Genomic DNA, 18105 nt, shown 5'->3' with positions numbered 1-18105 from the left:
CCGATTCGAGGAGTTGACCATGTCCTACGTGACGCAGCCGGGCGATCCGGTCTGGACCGATCTCTTCACCACCGACACCGACAGCGCCATCGATTTCTACGGCGAGCTGTTCGGGTGGAGCGCGGATGTCGCGCCCGAGTACGGCGACTACATCACCTTCCGCAAGGACGGCCTGGCCGTGGCGGGCGGGATGCGCAATGACGGGAACAGCGGGCCCGACCAGTGGACCGTGTACCTGGCCAGCCCGGACGCCGAGGCGACCGCGGCGGCCGTCACGGCGGCCGGCGGAATGATCGCGGCGCCGGTGACGGCGGTCGGGGACCTCGGCAAGTTCGGCGTGTTCGGGGACAACGGCGGGGTCGGGATCGGCGTGTGGGAAGCCGGGACCATGGCCGGGTTCGAGCAGCGCGGCGTGGCCGGCGGCGGGCAGTGGGAGGGGCATGTGGGCGCGCCCTCGTGGTTCGAACTGCACACGCGCAACTACGACGACGCCCTGAAGTTCTACCGCGAGGTCTTCGGCTGGAAGGACCCGTTCACCATCGCCGATACGCCCGAATTCCGGTACACCACCATCCATTCCATGACCCCGATGCTGGGCGGGGTGATGGACTCGAGCGGCTTCCTGCCGCCGAGCGTGCCCGGATATTGGACCGTCTACTTCGGCGTCGAGGACGTGGACGCCACCGTGCGCAAGGTGGCCGAGCTGGGCGGCAGCGTGGTGCGGCCCGCCGAGGACACCCCGTACGGCCGGCTGGCGGCGGTGGCCGACCCGTCCGGCGTGCGATTCAGCCTGGGCGGCAACAAGTCCTGAACGAGCGCTCCTCGGCGTGTACCCGATCGATAGCCGGCCCCGGACAGGACGAACGGCCCGGTCCCCACAGTGACCGGGCCGTTCGGATCATCCCGCGGCGACGTGGTCGGCGCCCCAGCAGCGCTTCGGACGCCGCCGCGGGAAACTCAGCCCCCGGTGACGACGGCGCCGCGCACGCCGGTGGCCAGGGTCTGCTGCCTGCCCAGTCCGGCGACCTCCACGACCACGACATCGCCGTCGCGCAGATAGGGTTTCGGCTCCGGCCGGCTGACCGCGACGCCGCCCGGGGTTCCGGTCAGCACCAGATCACCGGGTTCCAGGGTCATCAGCGTGCTCAGGTACCGCAGCAGTTCGCCGACCCCGGCGACCATATTGCCGGTCGTACCCGCTTGCCGCTGTTGGCCGTTCACCCACAGCTGCAGGCTCAGCGCCTGCGGTTCGGCGACCTCGTCGGGTGTCACCAGCCACGGGCCGATGGGGGTGAAGGTGTCGAAGGACTTGCCCTTCACCCAGGTCGGTTCGCCCGCAATGCCATTGCGCTCGGTGACGTCATTGGCGGTGACATAGCCGCCCACCGCCCCCAGCGCGGTGGCGGCGTCCGGGCAGTCGCGCAGCGCGCGGCCGATCACCACGCCCAGCTCCACCTCGTGGTCGGTGGCGCGGCTGCCGGGCGGCAGCTCGATGGCGTCGTAGGGACCGCTCACCGTGGTGCCCGGCTTCAGGAACACCACGGGCCGTTCCGGAATGGCCGCGCCGATGGCGGCGGCGTGGTCGGTGTAGTTGAGCCCGATGCCGATCACCTTGCCGGGCCGGGCAATCGGTGCGCCGACCCGCGCGGCCGGATCCACCTCGGGGAGAGTTCCGGCGGCGAGCGCGGACCGCACCGCGCTCAGCGCCGCCGGATCACCCAGCAGCCGGCCGTCGATATCGGCGGTCACGGACGACAGATCGCGCAGCGCGCCCTCATCATCGATGGCCACGGGACGCTCGGCGCCCCGGGCCCCTACGCGCAGCAGTTTCATACGTCGCCTCCCGGCTGCTTCATTTCTCGGCCCCCGATTGCTCGGCGGCCATGGCCGCTACCCCCGCACCACCTGGCAGGTGCTCATGCGCTATGCGAATACCCAACTGCTGCAACAGCATTGCTCCGGCACTCAGGCAGCGCTGTTCGTCCGGCTCGATCTCGATGAGCGAATACGCGGCGGCGAACCCGGTTTCGCGCAACCGGTCCGCCGGCAACGTGTTCCGGCCGCACACAGCGACCACCGGCACCCCCGCGGCCCGCGCGGCCGCCGCCACGCCCGCGGGCGCCTTGCCGTGCAGGGTCTGCTCGTCGAGCTTGCCCTCACCGGTGACGACCAGGTCCACCCCGGCCAGCCGCGCGTCGAAACCGACCAGCTCCAGCATCAATTCGATACCGGGCCGCAGAGTCGCGCCGAGGACGGCGAGCGCGGCGAATCCGACACCCCCCGCGGCGCCGGCCCCCGCCGCGTCGCGCCGATCCGACCCGAGTTCCGCGGCCAGCCGCTGCGCCCACTGCCCGAGCGCGGCGTCCAGCTCGGCCACCTGGGCCGGATCGGCGCCCTTCTGCGGTCCGTAGACCGCAGCGGCCCCATTGGGCCCGGTGAGCGGATTGTCGACATCGCAGGCCACCGTGACCTCGACGCCGTCCATTCGCTCGCGCAGGGCGGTCAGGTCGATGGCGTGCACCCGGGTGAGAGCCGCCCCGCCGTCGCCGATGGGCAGCCCATCCGCGTCCAGCAGCCGGGCGCCGAGTGCCTCCAACAGACCTGCGCCGCCGTCGGTTCCGGCACTGCCGCCGATGCCGAGCACGATGCGGCGGCACCCGGCCGCGACCGCGGCCGCCATCACCTCGCCGGCGCCCCGGCTGGTGGCGGTCATCGGTCGCAGCCGGCCTTCCGGCAGCCGCACCAGGCCCGACACATCCGCCATCTCCACGACCGCGAGATCGTCGCGGCGGGCGTAGGCGGTCAGCACCGGTTCCCCGGTCGGCCCCGACGCGGTCAGCGGGACCGCGTCGAAACCGGCTGCGAGCGCGGCGGCGACGGTGCCGTCACCGCCGTCGGCCACGGGCACGACCGTAACCGAGGCGTCGGGACGCGCCCGCCGGATTCCGGCTCGCACGGCGGCCCCGACCTGCGCCGCGGTCAGCGAGCCCTTGAATTTGTCGGAGGCGATCAGCACACGAGCCATGGGAATCCTCTAGTCCAGCGGGACGGTTGCGGTCGGGGCGTCGACGAAGGCCGAGGCCAGCTCCTCGAACTCCACGACCTCGTTGATCTCACGCGCGCCCATGGACACATTGGTGACGCGCTCGAGAATGCACTCGACCACGACGGGCACCTTGAATTCGGCCATCAGCGACTTGGCCTTCTCGAAGGCGGGACCGATGTCCTGCGGCTCGAAGACGCGAATCGCCTTGCAGCCCAGGCCCTCCGCGACCTTGACGTGGTCCACGCCGTAGCCGTTGACCTCGGGCGAGTTGATGTTCTCGAAGTCGAGCTGGACGTAGTAGTCCATCTCGAACGCCCGCTGCGCCTGCCGGATCAGCCCCAGGTACGAGTTGTTCACCAGCACATGGATGTACGGGATGTTGAACTGGGCGCCGACGGCCAATTCCTCGATGAGGAACTGGAAGTCGTAGTCACCGGACAGCGCGACGACCTGCTCGTCCTTGCACGCGGTGGCGACACCCAGCGCGGCGGGCAGGGTCCAGCCCAGCGGACCGGCCTGACCGGCGTTGATCCAGTGCCGCGGCTTGTACACGTGCAGCAGCTGCGAGGCCTGGATCTGCGACAGTCCGATGGTGGTGACGTACCGGGTGTCCCGGCCGAACGCCTTGTTCATCTCCTCGTACACGCGCTGCGGCTTGAGCGGCACGTTCTCGAAGTGCGTCTTGCGCTGCCCGGTCGCGCGGCGGGCACGCACCTGTTTGGCCCAATCGCCGTGGTCGGTCAGACCACCCACGGCGTCAAGGGATTCCGCGACGGCGATGAACTGCTCCAGGGCCGCGCCGGCGTCGGAGACGATGCCGTAGTCGGGTGCGAAGACCCGGCCGATCTGGGTCGGCTCGATGTCGACGTGCACGAACGTGCGGTCCCTGGTGTAGGTGTCGAGACCACCGGTGTGGCGGTTGGCCCACCGGTTGCCGATACCCAGCACGAAGTCCGAGGCCAGCAGCGACTCGTTGCCGTAGATGTGCGAGGTCTGCAGACCCACCATGCCGGCGTTCAGCTCGTGATCGTCGGCGATGGTGCCCCAGCCCATCAGGGTCGGGACCACCGGAACACCGGTCAGCTCGGCGAATTTCACCAGCAGAGCGTCGGCGTCGGCATTGATGATGCCGCCGCCGGCGATGATCAGCGGACGCTTCGCGGCGTTCAGCATCTGCAGCACCTTGGCGGCCTGCGCCCGGGTGGCGGCCGGGCGAGCCACGGGCAGCGGCTCGTAGGTGTCGATGTCGAACTCGATCTCGGCCAGCTGCACGTCGATCGGCAGATCGATGAGCACCGGGCCCGGACGGCCTTCGCGCATGAGCCAGAACGCCTTCTGGAAGGCGCCGGGCACCTGGGCGGGCTCGAGCACGGTGTGCGCCCACTTGGCCAGCGGCTTCGCGATGGACGCGATGTCGACGGCCTGGAAGTCCTCCTTGTGCAGCTTGGACACCGGGGCCTGGCCCGTGATGCACAGGATCGGAATGGAATCCGCGCTGGCGGCGTACAGACCGGTCACCATGTCGGTGCCCGCGGGGCCCGAGGTCCCGATGCAGATACCGATATTGCCGGGCTTGGCCCGAGTGAAGCCCTCGGCCATGTGCGAGGCGGCCTCGACGTGGCGGGCCAGCACGTGCTTGATACCGCCGTGCGCCTTCATGGCGCTGTAGAACGGGTTGATCGCGGCACCCGGCAGGCCGAAAGCCTGTGTGGCCCCTTCCTTTTCCAGGATCAGGACCGCCGCGTCGACGGTGCGCATGCGCGCCATAATCAGTTCTCCTTGTCCAGCTTGCCGCTCAGGCGCTCGACGCCGCGCAGCAGTGCAGAGTGGTCCAGGTGGCCGTCGCCATTGGCGCGGGCCGAGGCGACCAGCTGCGCGATGAGCGAACCGGCCGGGGTCACCAGACCGGCCTCACGCGCGGCAGTGGTGAAGATGCCCATGTCCTTGTGGTGCAGGTCGATACGGAAGCCCGGCGCGAACTCGCGGTTGATCATCTTGTCGCGCTTCTGGTTCAGCACGGCCGAACCGGCCAGGCCGCCGCCGAGCACGTCCAGGGCGGGGCCCAGCTCGACGCCGTAGGCCTCGAGGAAGACCACGGCCTCGGCCACGGCCTGGATATTGCTGGCCACGATGAGCTGGTTGGCGGCTTTCACGGTCTGGCCCGCGCCATTGGTGCCGACGTGCACGATGGTCTTGCCGACGGTGTCGAAAACCGGCTCGGCGGTGGCGAAGTCCTCGGCCGCGCCACCGACCATGATGGACAGGGTCGCGTTCACCGCGCCCGGCTCGCCGCCGGAGACCGGGGCGTCCAGCAGGCGGAAGCCACGCTCGGCGGCCTGCTTCGCCAGCTCCTGGGTGACATCCGGGCGGATGCTGGAGAAGTCGATGATCAGCGCGCCGGGCTCGGCGGTCTCGAAGACACCCTTCTCACCGGCGAGAACCTCCTGCACGTGCGGGGAGTCCGGCACCATCACGGCGATGACCTCCGCGCCGCGCACGGCGTCCGCGATCGAGGTGACGGCACGGCCACCCGCGTCGACCAGCGGCTGGGCCTGGGCCGGGTTGCGGTCGAAGCCCTTGACGGCGTGGCCGGCGTTCTGGAGGTGGACGGCCATCGGGCTGCCCATGATGCCGAGGCCGATGAAAGCGATGTTGGTCATGATCTGTTCCCTAATCCTCTGTATGGCAAGTTCTCTGGGTCTCTGGACGGCGGGCTACTTCGCGGCGCGACGCTCGCGCGGCAGCCATTCGAAGGCGTCCTCGGAACGGCCGGACGGCTTGTACTCGAGGCCGACCCAGCCCCGGTAGCCGCGCGACGCGAGGTCGGTGAGCTGAAGCTCGAGCTGGAGCTCGCCGGTGCCCGGCTCGTTGCGGCCCGGGTTGTCGGCGATCTGCACGTGGGCGATCCGGTCGGTGTACTCGGAGATCACCTTGTCCACGTCGTCACCGTTCACGGCGAGGTGGTAGAGGTCGGCGAGCAGGCCGATATTGCTGACGCCCGCGTACGCCTGCACCTTGTCGATGACGGCGAGGCCGTCGACAGCCTTCAGCAGCGGGTAGCGCGGCGCGCCGGAGGCGGGCTCGACCAGGATGGTGGCCCCGATCCGGGAGGCGGCCACGGCCGCCGCCGCCAGGTTCTCGACGGCCAGCTCGTCCTGCTGCTCCGGGGTGGCGTCGTCGGCACGGTTGCCGTAGAGGGCGTTGAAAGCCTTGGTGCCCAGTCGTTCTCCGATGCCGACGGTGACATCGATATTGTCCTTGAACTCCGCGGACCGCGACGGCCAGGAGACCAGGCCGCGGTCGCCGCCGGCCATGTCACCGGCGAAGAAGTTGAGGCCGATCAGCTGCACGCCAGCGTTCTGCACGGCGGCGACGAAGGCGTCCACGTCCCGGTCCGACGGGATCGCCTCGGCGAAGGGCCACCAGAACTCGATGGCGTCGAATCCGGCCTGCCGCACGGCTTCCGGGCGCTCCAGGATCGGCAGCTCGGTGAACAGCAGCGAGCAGTTCACGGCGTAGTTGAGCGAGTGGGTCATCAGGAATCCCTCCAGTTCGTTCCCGCAGCGCTTCCGCCATTTTCCACAATGCGGAAATATTTTTTCGGGATATGAAAAGGCTAGTGCTCCCGAAACAACCCCGTCAAGAGAGTTCCGGGAGCTACCGGCCAGTACGGCACGAGATATACGAAATTGCCGATTCAGTCGCGGATATCGTCGTCCAGGCGCTCGCCCAGATCGTCCTTGCGATCCTCGGCTGCCGCGAACACCGAAGCGCCCGCCTTGTTTCCACCCTTGATCTCGTTGAACACCAGGTTCAACGCGATCGCCACCACCGCGGTGGCGGAGATGCCGGAGTGCATGATCACCCCGAGCCAGGTCGGGAACCTGTCCCAGAACGTCGGCGCCGCAATCGGAATCAGGCCCACACCCATGGCCACCGCGACGATGACCATATTGAGGTTGTCGGTGAAGTCCACCCGCGCCAGCGTGCGGATACCGCTCGCCGCCACGGATCCGAACAGGACGATGCCCGCACCGCCCAGCACCGGATACGGAATCCCGGCCACCACCGCGCCCACCACCGGGAACAGGCCCAGCAGTACGAGCACCAAACCGCCTGTCGCGACCACGAATCTGCTCTTGATGCCGGTGAGCGCCACCAGTCCCACGTTCTGCGCGAAGGCGCTGCACGGGAAGCTGCCGAACACCGGCGCGACCGTGGTGGAGAGCATGTCGGCCCGCAGGCCGGCCGCCACCCGCGCCGAATCCACCTCGGTGCCGACGATCTCGCCGATGGCGAGGATGTCGGCGGTGGTCTCGGTCATGATCACCAGGATCACGATGGTCATGGACACGATCGCCCCGGCCTCGAAGGTCGGCCCGCCGAAGTGCAGGATCGGCGGTAGCGCAATGATTTTCGCCTTGCCGACGGCCGAGAAGTCGGCGTGGTGGGTGACCACGGCCAGCAGGGTGCCGATCGCGAGGCCGATCAGGATCGACAGCCGTGAGATCGCGCCCTGGAAGAGCCGGCTGATCACCAGAATGATGAGCAGGGTCAGCCCCGCGAAACCGATATTGCCCATCGAGCCGTAGTCGGCCGCCTTGGGATTGTTGCCCATAGCCCACCGGAATGCGGTGGGCAGCAACGAGAGTCCGATCACCGTGATGATCGTTCCGGTCACCACGGCCGGGAAGAGCCGTACCAGCTTGGCGAAGAAACTGGACAGCACCAGTCCGATCAGACCGGCGACTATGATCGCGCCGAAGACCGGCCGGAGTCCGCCGTCGCTCGCGATGGTGACCATCGTCGAGACACTGGCGAACGAAATGCCCTGCACGATCGGCAGTCTGGAGCCGACCGCCCCGATGCCGAGGGTCTGTAGCAGGGTGGCCAGGCCGGAGAGGAACAGGCCCGCCGTCACCAGCAGGGCCATGTCCGGCACCGAGAGCCCGGCCGCACCGCCGACGATCAGCGGCGGTGCGATCACACCGCCGTACATCGTCAGAATGTGCTGAGTTCCGTAGACCACCAACTGGCCCAGGGGATGTCGCGCATCCTCGGGACGGGTGAGGGTCTCTGTCACGCGGCTCTGGTCATCACCCATCGCCGCACCTCCTAGATCAGCACTGAGCCATTCAGCAAAAGCCCGGGGTGGCGAGCCAGGCGTTCCCGGCCTCGTTGGCGTCGTCGCGCTCGACGGTGGCCTCGATCAGGCCGTAGGGACGGTCCGCGGCGATGAAGACCTCGCCCGGGTTGTCGACATTGAAGGGGCTCAGGTCCACCAGGAAGTGGTGCTTGTTCGGGGCCGAGAAACGGATCTCGGCGACCTCGGTGAATTGCTCGAGCACCGCGCGGCCCATGGAGTAGAGGGTCTGCTGCAGCGCCAGCGAGTGCACCACGGCGAACTGCCGCAGGATGGTCTTGAGGATGGCGTCGTAGGTCTTGTCCCAGTCGACGTCGGTGTGGTTGTAGCGCCAGCGGGCCACCAGCGAGGTCGCCATGATGCGGTCGTCGGTCGGCTGCAGGGTGGTGTACTTGTCCTTGAAGAAGCCGTGGAACTCCGAGCCCGTGGTCTTCAGCAGGGTCAGGTCCTTCACGCCGGAGACCACGTGGGCCTTGCGATCCGGGCCGACGCCGTCGACATTCACCACGGTGGTGCGTACGCCCCGGCCCGACTTCACGAACGAGTGATCGTGGCCCTGGCCGTCGACCTCGATGCGATCCCAGGCGTACTCCTCGATCTCGACGCGCGCGCCGGTGGCGGTGGGGGCCCGGGAGATGAAGTGGTCGGCGAGGGTGAGGCCGAACTCCTCGATGGAGTGCACGCCCTTCTCCTTGGCGAAGGAGAAGGCGGTGTTCTTCTGGGTGTCGGTGGGCAGCACGTCGCCCTGGTCGCCGGTGATGTGGGCGTCGGCGAAGTCGCCGCGCAGCGCCGAGGAGACGTTGAGGTCGCGGATCTGGTGGCGCGGGGTGTCGCGGTAGACGCGGACGACGCGGTTCTCGGCCTTGCCGTACTGGTTCTGTCCCAGCTTGATTGCCATGTGAGTTCAGCTTCCTCGGTAGGTGGAATAGGCGAAGGGGCTCATGAGCAGGGGCACGTGGTAGTGCTCGCCCGCCGCCCCGGCGACCTTGAAGGTGATGGAGACCGACGGGTAGAAGTAGGTCTGATTCGTTGCGGCGGCATAGCTTTCGATGTCGAAGGTGAGCCGGTAGACACCCGCAGCGAGCCCTTCGGGGCCGAGATCGCGGATCCGGCCGTCGTCATCGGTCTTGCCCTCGGCCAGCACCCGCGCGTCCGGGCCGACCTGTTCCAGCCGCACCTCGACACCGGCCGCGGGCTTGCCCAGCGCGGAGTCCAGGATGTGCGTCGTAATGGTGCTCACTGCTCGAATACCTTTCGCAGGCGCAGGACCGCGATCTTGCGCAGCTCCTCGGCAACCACGGCCGCCTCGGTGGCGTCGTCGTTGGTGAGGCGCTGGTGCAGGCTCGACAGAATCTGCTCGGCGGACAGGCCGGTGGCGCAGATCAGGAAGACCCGGCCGAAACGCTTCTCGTAGGCGCGGTTGCCGTCCAGCAGCTGCGCGGCGAGGGCCACGTCCTGGCCGACCCCGGCCTGCTCCTGGCGCGACCACGCGGATCCGGTGTCGGTGCCCGACACGCGGTCACCGATGCGGGGGTGCGCGGCCAGCGCGCGATCCACCTCGGCTCCGCTCAGGGCGCCGGCCAGCTCGCCGGCCCGGGCGAGCACGCTGTCGATATCGGCATAGGGCCGGGCCGCCAGCACGCCGTCGGCCCACGCGGGCACGTCACAGCAGGTCAGCAGGTCCGGCCGGAGTTGTTCCCCGGCTGTCGAATTGAATTCGCTCAATGTCACCATCGGCGCTACCTCTCTCGGATAGCGGAAGGGTGATTCCGCTACTCGAGAAGAGTGTCACGGGCCACAACAACTCGTCAACAATTTGTTGAAAATATACAGAGGCCGCAGGTCAGGGCGCTAGCTGAGCATACGTGCCGGCCAGCCCGGAACGCGGACAGCGGCGGCAGGCCGACCGTGGTCGACCCGCCGCCGCTGATCACCGCACCGGCGCCGGCTAGGTATTCCGCGCGGCCGGTACCGCTGCCAGGGCGGCGCTGGTACGGGATCCGAACAGCTGGTGCAACACCAGGGCCGCCAGACAGCCCGCGCTGATCCCCGACGCCAGGATGATCGACACCGGTCCCGGCAGACCGGCGTAGAACGAGGGCGCGACCGTCGGTGTCATGCCGATGAACAGCGCGACGCCCACGATCAGGGAGTTGATCGGATCGTGCAGATCGGCCTTGGCCAGGGTGCGGATACCGCTCGCGGCGACCGTCCCGAACAGTACGAGACCCGTTCCGCCCAGAGCCGGTTTCGGCACCAGCTCCACCACCGCGCTCGCCACCGGGAACAACCCCAGCAGCACCAGCAGCGCACCGCTGGCGGCGACGACGAAACGGCTGTACATGCGGGTGAGCGCCACGAGTCCGACGTTCTGCGCGAAAGCGCCGCAGGCGAATCCGCCCATGACCGAGGCCAGCATGGTGCCGACACCGGCCGCCCGCAGACCACCCGCGATGTGCCGCTCCTCGGCGGGCCGGTCCACGATCTCGCCGAGCGCGATCATGGTCGCGGTCGACTCGGTCATCACCACGAGCATCACGATGCACAGCGAGACGATCGCACCGATCTGGAACTGCGGTGCGCCGAAGTGCATGGGCGGTATGAAACCGACCAGCGCGCTGTCGCGCACCGGGCCCGTATCCAGCAGTCCCAGTGGCCATCCCGCCAGCGAGCCCGCGACCAGTCCGATCAGCAGGGCCAGCTGCCGCCCGAACCCTTTCAGGAACCGATGGCACAACAGCACGACCACCAGCGCGATCGCCGCGTCCAGCAGGTTCTTCAGCGGCACATGCGCCGAGCCCATGGAGCCCTCGCCCGCGCCGCTGATCCAGCCGAGCGCGACCGGCAGCAGCGACAGGCCGATGAGCGAGATGACCGTGCCGCCCACGATCGGCGGGAAAAACCGGTGCAGCCGTGAGAAATACGGGGCGGCGAGCACGGCCAGCACGCCCGCCACCAGGGTGGCCCCGAAGATGACCGGCAGCGCCTCGCCCGGCGCGGCATCCTTGGCGATGGCCAGGATCGGCCCCACCGCCGCGAACGATCCGCCATTGATGAGCGGCAGCCGCGCGCCGAACTTCCACCAGCCCAGGGACTGCAGCAGGGTGGCCAGTCCGGCGGTGAACAGGCTCGCGGTGATGAGCATGACCGTGTCCCGGGTGCCCAGGCCGACCGCGGCGCCCACGATCAGCGGTGGCGCCACGACGCCGGCGACCATGGCGGCGATGTGCTGCAGGCCGCCGGCGAGCAACTGCCAGGGCGGCGGAACGACATCGACCGGATGTCGTTCGGGCGCTTCGGGTTCCAGGACCACCGGTGCGGTGGACTCCGGCGTGGCGGGAGTTCCCGGGACGCCGGGTACGGATTCAGCAGTCACGGGCGGGCCGGCCCCCTCGATCAGCGGAGGAAGCAGCACTTCCGTCGCGTAGTCGGCCCGATCGCGACGGCCGGACGACCGTCGACAGTCTTCGGTATGGCGTCGAAACTCTTTGGCCCGCAGGTGAACCGCGTTCGCTCAAGGTCTCCATTGGCGCAACCTCTCTCGGATAGCGGAAGGGTCATTCCGCTATCCGAGAAGAGTGGCACGGGCCACATTGGCCGTCAACAATTCGTTGAATATATATCGGTCGGCCGACAGACCGGTCAGGCGCGTTCGCGGTTCAGATAGTTGTAGACGGTGAAGCGAGTGACACCCAGCGCCGCCGCCACGGTCTCCGCCGACTTACGGAACGTGAAGGCGCCCCGCTCTTCCAGCAAGCGCACAGCACGCTGCTTCTCGACACGCGGTAGTCCGGCCAGCGGCCCGCCCAGCTCCGCCGCCACCTCGTCCAGCAGCCGCTCCAGGCCGCCGAGGGTGTCGGACTCGGGCGGACCGAAACGCACGCAGGCCAGGGTCGTTCCTTCCCACACGAGGGGGACATCGTCGGCGGTGGCCTCCTGCGCGGGCACCAGGCGGCCGCCGGTTCTCTCCAGCAGCGGGGCGAGGGTCACCAGCACGGGGTGCGCCTCGTCCATCGGCGAACGCTCAGTCATCCTGCTCGACCTGCATGGTCACCCGGGTCGCCCCGTGCGCGAAGGCGGTCACCATGATCTCGCCCAGCACCGGCAGCAGCCGGTCGTCGGTCCCGGCCACCGAGGTGCCGAGCGGACCGAAATCGCATTCCAGACCGGCCGATTCCGCGAGTTCGAGAGCCGCTCTGGCATGCGGCGGCGTATCCCCTTCGCCATGGAACGGTTCGGTCGTGAACTCCGCGCGTAGCCGCATGGGCCTCAGGCTACTGGGCAGAACAGGTGATCTACGATCTGCCCTAGAATTCCGGCATTCGGAAAAACTGAGGAGGACCGGGGTGCCAGCAGCGAAGGAGCCCAAGAGCGGCACCGGCGGCGTGCAATCCATCGAGCGCGCGTTCGCCCTGCTGGAGCTGATGGCCGACGAGGGCGGCATGATGGGCCTGTCCCAGCTCGCCACGGAGTCGGGGCTGCCGCTGCCGACCATTCACCGGCTGGTGCGCACCCTGGTGGATCTGGGCTACCTGCACCAGGAGCCGTCGCGCAAGTATGTCCTGGGCCCCAAGCTGATCAAGCTCGGTGAGAGCTCCTCGCAGATGCTGGCGGTGCTGGCCCGCCCCCACCTGTCCCGGCTGGTCGACGAGCTCGGTGAATCCGCGAACATGGCCATGCTGGACGGCGATCAGATCGTCTATGTGGCGCAGGTGCAGTCGCGGCACTCCATGCGCATGTTCACCGAGGTGGGCCGGCGGGTGCTGCCGCACTGCACGGCCGTGGGCAAGGCCATCCTGGCCGGTGCGGCGCCGGACCTGACCCGAGAGCTGTTGCAGCGCACCGGAATGCCGCGCTACACCGACAACACCATCACCGATCCGGAGGAGTTCGCCCGGCAACTGGACGAGGCCGCGCGCACCGGATACGCCATGGACGAGGGCGAGCAGGAGCTCGGCGTGCGCTGTGTGGCCGTCGCGGTGCCCAAAGCGCCTGCCCGGCTGGCGATTTCGGTGTCAGGCCCGGTGGGCCGGATGACCGAGGAGCTCATCGACCGCGCCGCGCCGCTGCTGACGGAGGTCGCCGCCGCCCTGTCCGACGACCTCCGATAGTTCTCGAATCTCCTACGCAGCGATCGCACCGGCGGTTCTCGGTCGGCTACCGGACAGCGATGTCGTAATCGACCTCATAGAACCCGCGAAAACTCGCGGACCAGGCCTCCGATACCTCGCAAAACCGGTCGCTGCCAACAATTCCCATAATCTGGACAGATCCGAGAGGGTTCCGGTTTCGAATCCTGATGCGAAGTCATCGACATCTCGGAATGAGGTTTTCCTATGGGCACAAGGCAGCCCACAAGTTCGGTTCAGCTTTATCGGCGTGCGGCCCGGGTCGCCGTTGCGGGGGCTCTTCCCCTCTCTCTGGTTCTCCTGGGAGTAACACCCGCCCTGGCCGAGGAAGCGCCAGCGGCCGTGGCGGATCAGCCGGCCCTGGATATCCCGGACTCGTCGATTCACATCGGCACCCTCCAGCTCGACCGGCCGTTCTTTCTGACCCCCGAGCAGACCCAGCAGATCAATACCGCGACCACGGGCACGGAAGCCGGTCTGGCGCAGTCGCTCGAAGCGGCCGGGCTCGACCATGCCCGCTCCACCAGTGTCGCGAAGGCCGTCCTCGGTGACGCGGCCATCGGCGCGTCGGTCGGGTCCGTCCTGGCCAGTCCGATCGCGTGGACCGGCGCACTGGTCGGCGTGGTCTCGGGCGCGATCGCCGGACTCCCCTTCGCACCGATCGGCCTGGTCATCGTCCCGGCCATCGGCGGCGTCATCGGCTACGCCATGGTCGCCGCCCCGTTCATGGCGCTCGGCGCCGGTGTCGGGGCGGCCGTCGGCGTAGCGGACGGTCTGATCAACCCGGCACCGGCAACCCAGCCCGACCCGGCCGCCCCCCAGCCCAGCTGAACGCTGCGCAGCCCAGCTGAACCCCGGCGATCCATGGCGAAGACGGCCGGAGCGGCGGCGTAGATTGTGATCCACGCTGCTCGGGCCGTCTTCTTCGATGAAGGGATCCGGTGATGGGTGTCTCGACTCGATGCCGAGTGGGTGCGGTCCTGGCGATCGTGCTGACCGTGGCCGCCGGCGCCTGCGGATCCGATCGGGGCGGTGAGACGCAGAGATCCGGCACCAATTCCCCCGAAGCCGCGCAGATCGCCGATATCGTGCGCACCAAACTGACCCAACTCGACCTCACCGCAGCGGTTTTCGGGGTGTGGCGGGGCAAGGAGCCGATCACCATCGGCACGGCGGGCGACTCACCGCTGGGCATCCCCGCGACCACCGACATGCAGCTGCGGGTGGGCCAACCCATGGAGCCGATGCTGTCCACCGTGCTGTGGCATCTGGACGCGGCCGGCACCCTGTCCATGGACCAGCCGATCGCCAGATGGCTGCCGACCTTCCCGCGCGCCGACCGGATCACCCCGCGCATGCTCGCCGACAGCACCTCCGGAATCTCCGACTACGTCACCGACCCCGGCTTCCTGAAACGCTTCGCCGACAATCCGTTCCACACCTGGACCGCCCAGGAGCTGTTCGACCTGGCCAATGCCCGCCCGCCCCTGTTCGATCCCGGCACCAGCTTCGCCTACGCCCACAGCGACCTGGTCGTCCTGGGCGAAGTGCTGCAGCTGGCCAGCGGCAAATCGCTGGGCGATCTGATCTCCCAGTACGTCCTGGGCCCGCTCGGCATGCGGCATTCCGCGGTGGTCCGCACCGCCCGGATCGACGAGCCGATCCTGCACGGCTACACCGACGAGCGAAAGATCTTCGAAGACGCCACCTTCTGGAACCCGACGGCATTCCTGCACTCCGGCAACATGAATTCCACCATCACCGACGTGGGCCGCTGGGTCCGGGCCCTCGGCACGGGAGAACTGCTCTCCAGCAGCCAGTTCCAGCAGATGATGGCCCCCTCCACCGCCGGCCTCGGCCCGCTCACCGCCCAGAAGTACTTCGCCTTCGGCGTGCCTCACATGGCCGACTGGCTGTTCATGAACCCCGCCTACGGCGGCTACGACGGCATCGCCCTCTACGACACCAAATCCGACACCACCATCGTCGTCTACGCCACCCTGGGCCCGACCGCCAAGTCCGACACCGACAACGCCATCCCCATCGGTGCCGCCATCGCCACCTTGCTGGTGCCAGACCGCCCGCCGCCCCTGCCCTGACCTGGAACATCCGTGGAGATCATCGGGGAAGGCGTGCTCAGCGGATAGGCTGAGCGCGACGCCCGGGTCCTGACGCAGGTCGGCCGAGAGGAGTTAGCGATGAGCGCCGAGGATGCCGCCGCCGCACCGGCTCTGGCCGGTGACCTGTCGGGAATCGTCGGGCGACATCTGATCTATGCGTACGAGAACGGCTGGAAGTTCGACCTGTACGTGCGCAATTCGCAGACTGTCGCCTTCCGCTGCCTGATGGGACCGATGTTCGGGCGCTGGTCCACGGCGCAACCGGCCAAGATGATCCAGCTCAGCGGCGATATGTACAAGATCGCCTGGGTGGAGCCGACCGGTGCGGTCACCGTGCTCATCGTGTGGCTCCGCGAGCGCCGGGTGCACACGACGATCTGCTATCCGCAGTGGATGCTCGACTTTCCCGAGAGCACCCTGGGCCACTACGAGGACGCCATCCCGCAGATCATCGCCGACCGCGACCAGGGTCCGACCTACCCGCAAACCCTGGTCGCCTCCACCGGCCGCATCACCTACCTCGAAACCCGGGGACGCGACGACGACACCGTCATCGACTGCCCACCGGCCAAACTCCCCCTCGATTACGCGAATCGCACCAACTGATTCGACGGGTCACCGATGAGTTCTGCGCGCCCGCGGCGTCTATGCCTACAACACGCACCCTGTGAACCCGGTGAGGGAGGATTCTGTGAGCACCAACCCGCTGCCGCCCGTCGTCGACATCGACACCTGGCGGACCGAACTCGAAGCACTGCGTATCCGTGAGAAGGCCGCGACCCGCGAACTCGACGCCATCGCGGCCCAGCGCCGCCGCCTGCCGATGGTCGAACTGCCCGACTACACCCTGGAAGGCGAGGACGGCCCGGTCCGCCTGGCCGACGTCTTCGCCGGCAAGTCCCAATTGATCGTCTACAGCCACATGTGGTTCCCGGGCGAGGAATGGCAATGCCCCGGTTGCACCGGATTCACCTCGCAATTCACCCGTTTGGAATTCCTGGACCTCTACGACGCCCGCTTCGTCATCGTCACCCAGGGCCCGATCGACGAGGCCCTCGCCTACAAACGTCGCGTCGGCAACCAGATGCCCTGGTACTCCACGGCCAACAGCCCATTCGGCTCGGACATCGACGCCCCGCCCGGCGGCGGCTTCGGCGTCAACGTCTTCCTCCGCGACGGCGACACCGTCTACCGCACCTGGCACACCAACGGCCGCGGCGTCGAACAACTGACCCACACCTTCCCCCTCATCGACCTCCTCCCCTACGGCCGCCAGGAAGACTGGCAGGACGTCCCCACCGGCTGGCCCCAGTCCCCCACCTACAACCGCTGGCCCAGCTCCAAAGACATCGCCGCCACCTACGGCAATCCGAATCCCTGAGGCCGCCAATGGAATAACGAATATCCGGCCGATCACGAGTCGAGTTGCGTTCCTGTCCAACATGATTCACAGCAAACCGACGGTTCCGTTCATTGTTTTGTAACAGGTTCCAGTTAGGGTTTGCGGCGTGTTCCTTCGACGTGATCGTTCGGGCCTGTCCGAGCTGGCGCGCGATCCGCGCGCCGACCACTATCCGATGCCGACGGTGCCCGAGGGCTGGTACGCGGTGTTGCGCAGCAAGCACCTGCGGTCCGGAAAGATCGTGAATCTGCACTACTTCGGGCGGGCGCTGATCGCCTTCCGGGGCAGCGATGGCCGGGCCACTGTCCGCGACGCGCACTGCCCGCATTACGGCGCCCACCTCGGTGCGGGGGGCCTGGTGGTGGACGGGCAGGTGGAGTGCCCGTTCCACGGCTGGCGTTTCGATGCCGACGGTGCCTGCGCCTCAGCGCCTTTCGCATCCCGCCCGCCGCGGGTGACGCTGGGCGGATTCCCGGTGCGCGAGCACAGCGGGCTGATCTTCGTCTACTCCGGTGCCGGCGAACCGCTGTGGGAAGTGCCCGAGATTCCCGAGGCCACCGATCGCGCCTTCGCCCGCCCCATCGACGATGTCCTGCAATCGCGTATCCACATCCAGGAGATGCGCGAGAACATCGTCGACGAATCCCACTTTCACCACATCCACGGCCAGAGCGAGCCCCCGGTCCAGGAACTCATCCCCGACGGCCCCTTCGCCGAAATCCACACCCGCTTCTGCAAACCCGTCCTCGGCTACCCGGTCGACAACAGCTTCGACGTCTTCATGTACGGCCCCGGCATCATGGTCGTCCGCACCACCGGCGCACTGATCACCATGACCGCCATCGCCCTCACCACCCCCATCGACGACACCACCAGCCAGCTCCGGATGCTCTACTACATCCGCCGCCGCCCCGGCTTCCCCTTCGCCGCCCCAATTCTCAAACTCGCCCTCCGTCTGGTCGCCTTCGGCGAGGTCCGAGAAGAACTGGCCATCTGGGACCACAAAATCCACCGCCCCCGCCCCGTCCTCCTCCCCCACGAGAAAGGCATCAAGTCCCTCCGCCGCTGGTACGCCCAGTTCTACCCACCCCAATCCCCTCAGGCCCTGGAAGATCTGGCACTGCCCGGCACTACCCGCGATCTGGAACCTCTCCACTAGAAGTCAGCCCCATATCGGCCCTGGGAAACGAGAAGGCCCGCCCTGTCCGGTACCGCAGGATGAGGAGCCTCAGTACCGTGGTGCGATGCCCGGAAGTGGTTGACGT

Annotated in this window: 19 protein-coding genes; 7 read left to right on the top strand and 12 right to left on the bottom strand. The window is 68.1% G+C overall.

All coding sequences use genetic code 11. From position 1 onward, the window contains the following. The first annotated feature begins 19 nt into the window (after positions 1-19). A complete protein-coding gene (locus tag ABZV44_RS24825; protein WP_354840633.1) occupies positions 20-811 on the top strand; it encodes a VOC family protein in 792 nt (263 codons plus the stop codon). Between the two features lie 146 nt (positions 812-957). Here ABZV44_RS24825 and ABZV44_RS24820 read toward each other — a convergent pair whose 3' ends face one another. The 12 genes from ABZV44_RS24820 to ABZV44_RS24765 all read right to left on the bottom strand — a co-directional run bounded on the left by ABZV44_RS24820 (position 958) and on the right by ABZV44_RS24765 (position 12453). Then, a complete protein-coding gene (locus ABZV44_RS24820) occupies positions 958-1833 on the bottom strand; it encodes a fumarylacetoacetate hydrolase family protein (RefSeq protein ID WP_354840630.1) in 876 nt (291 codons plus the stop codon). A 19-nt stretch (positions 1834-1852) separates the two neighbouring features. Continuing rightward, on the bottom strand, positions 1853-3025 hold the full coding sequence (locus ABZV44_RS24815) for a glycerate kinase (RefSeq protein WP_354840628.1): 1173 nt from the start codon (positions 3023-3025) through the stop codon (positions 1853-1855). 9 nt (positions 3026-3034) lie between these two features. Continuing rightward, positions 3035-4813 carry a glyoxylate carboligase gene (gcl, locus tag ABZV44_RS24810; RefSeq protein ID WP_354840625.1) on the bottom strand — a complete coding sequence of 593 codons (1779 nt, stop codon included), beginning with the start codon at positions 4811-4813 and terminating at the stop codon, positions 3035-3037. Positions 4814-4815: 2 nt separating this feature from the next. After that, the gene (locus tag ABZV44_RS24805; RefSeq protein WP_354840622.1) at positions 4816-5706 is read right to left on the bottom strand and encodes a 2-hydroxy-3-oxopropionate reductase; all 891 of its coding nucleotides are present in this window, start codon (positions 5704-5706) and stop codon (positions 4816-4818) included. A gap of 54 nt (positions 5707-5760) precedes the next feature. Further along, positions 5761-6582, bottom strand: coding sequence for a TIM barrel protein (locus ABZV44_RS24800; RefSeq protein WP_354840619.1), 822 nt, complete (start codon positions 6580-6582; stop codon positions 5761-5763). Positions 6583-6743: 161 nt separating this feature from the next. Further along, positions 6744-8150 (bottom strand): nucleobase:cation symporter-2 family protein, encoded by a 1407-nt coding sequence (locus tag ABZV44_RS24795; protein WP_354840616.1) that lies wholly within the window; start codon positions 8148-8150, stop codon positions 6744-6746. A 31-nt stretch (positions 8151-8181) separates the two neighbouring features. After that, positions 8182-9087, bottom strand: a complete 906-nt coding sequence (gene pucL, locus ABZV44_RS24790) for a factor-independent urate hydroxylase (RefSeq protein ID WP_354840613.1) — start codon at positions 9085-9087, stop codon at positions 8182-8184. 6 nt (positions 9088-9093) lie between these two features. Further along, complete coding sequence (gene uraH, locus ABZV44_RS24785; RefSeq protein WP_354840832.1) at positions 9094-9438, bottom strand: hydroxyisourate hydrolase; 345 nt, start codon at positions 9436-9438, stop codon at positions 9094-9096. Further along, complete coding sequence (uraD, locus tag ABZV44_RS24780; RefSeq protein ID WP_354840610.1) at positions 9426-9923, bottom strand: 2-oxo-4-hydroxy-4-carboxy-5-ureidoimidazoline decarboxylase; 498 nt, start codon at positions 9921-9923, stop codon at positions 9426-9428. Before uraD ends, uraH begins: the two co-directional genes overlap by 13 nt. A gap of 214 nt (positions 9924-10137) precedes the next feature. Then, a complete protein-coding gene (locus ABZV44_RS24775; protein ID WP_354840607.1) occupies positions 10138-11565 on the bottom strand; it encodes a nucleobase:cation symporter-2 family protein in 1428 nt (475 codons plus the stop codon). A gap of 266 nt (positions 11566-11831) precedes the next feature. Next, positions 11832-12221 (bottom strand): helix-turn-helix domain-containing protein, encoded by a 390-nt coding sequence (locus ABZV44_RS24770; protein ID WP_354840604.1) that lies wholly within the window; start codon positions 12219-12221, stop codon positions 11832-11834. Then, positions 12214-12453 carry a thiamine-binding protein gene (locus tag ABZV44_RS24765; protein WP_354840601.1) on the bottom strand — a complete coding sequence of 80 codons (240 nt, stop codon included), beginning with the start codon at positions 12451-12453 and terminating at the stop codon, positions 12214-12216. Before ABZV44_RS24765 ends, ABZV44_RS24770 begins: the two co-directional genes overlap by 8 nt. 82 nt (positions 12454-12535) lie before the next feature. Between ABZV44_RS24765 and ABZV44_RS24760 the strand changes: the two genes are divergently transcribed. From ABZV44_RS24760 to ABZV44_RS24735, 6 genes are all read left to right on the top strand, one after another. After that, entirely contained in the window at positions 12536-13300 is a 765-nt protein-coding gene (locus ABZV44_RS24760; protein WP_354840598.1) for an IclR family transcriptional regulator, read from the top strand. Between the two features lie 360 nt (positions 13301-13660). Continuing rightward, positions 13661-14149 (top strand): hypothetical protein, encoded by a 489-nt coding sequence (locus ABZV44_RS24755; RefSeq protein ID WP_354840595.1) that lies wholly within the window; start codon positions 13661-13663, stop codon positions 14147-14149. A 113-nt stretch (positions 14150-14262) separates the two neighbouring features. Then, positions 14263-15417: a serine hydrolase domain-containing protein gene (locus tag ABZV44_RS24750; protein WP_354840592.1), complete on the top strand. Its 1155-nt coding sequence runs from the start codon at positions 14263-14265 to the stop codon at positions 15415-15417. A 99-nt stretch (positions 15418-15516) separates the two neighbouring features. Then, on the top strand, positions 15517-16044 hold the full coding sequence (locus tag ABZV44_RS24745; RefSeq protein ID WP_354840589.1) for a phenolic acid decarboxylase: 528 nt from the start codon (positions 15517-15519) through the stop codon (positions 16042-16044). Between the two features lie 85 nt (positions 16045-16129). Continuing rightward, positions 16130-16819 carry a DUF899 family protein gene (locus ABZV44_RS24740; protein ID WP_354840587.1) on the top strand — a complete coding sequence of 230 codons (690 nt, stop codon included), beginning with the start codon at positions 16130-16132 and terminating at the stop codon, positions 16817-16819. Between the two features lie 127 nt (positions 16820-16946). Then, the gene (locus ABZV44_RS24735; protein WP_354840584.1) at positions 16947-17999 is read left to right on the top strand and encodes a Rieske 2Fe-2S domain-containing protein; all 1053 of its coding nucleotides are present in this window, start codon (positions 16947-16949) and stop codon (positions 17997-17999) included. Positions 18000-18105: the final 106 nt, after the last annotated feature.

The sequence above is a fragment of the Nocardia sp. NPDC004860 genome, from assembly GCF_040609015.1.
Classification (GTDB): domain Bacteria; phylum Actinomycetota; class Actinomycetes; order Mycobacteriales; family Mycobacteriaceae; genus Nocardia.
The sequence above is the reverse complement of the archived record's forward strand: the minus strand, read 5'-3'. Positions and strand labels throughout refer to the sequence as shown.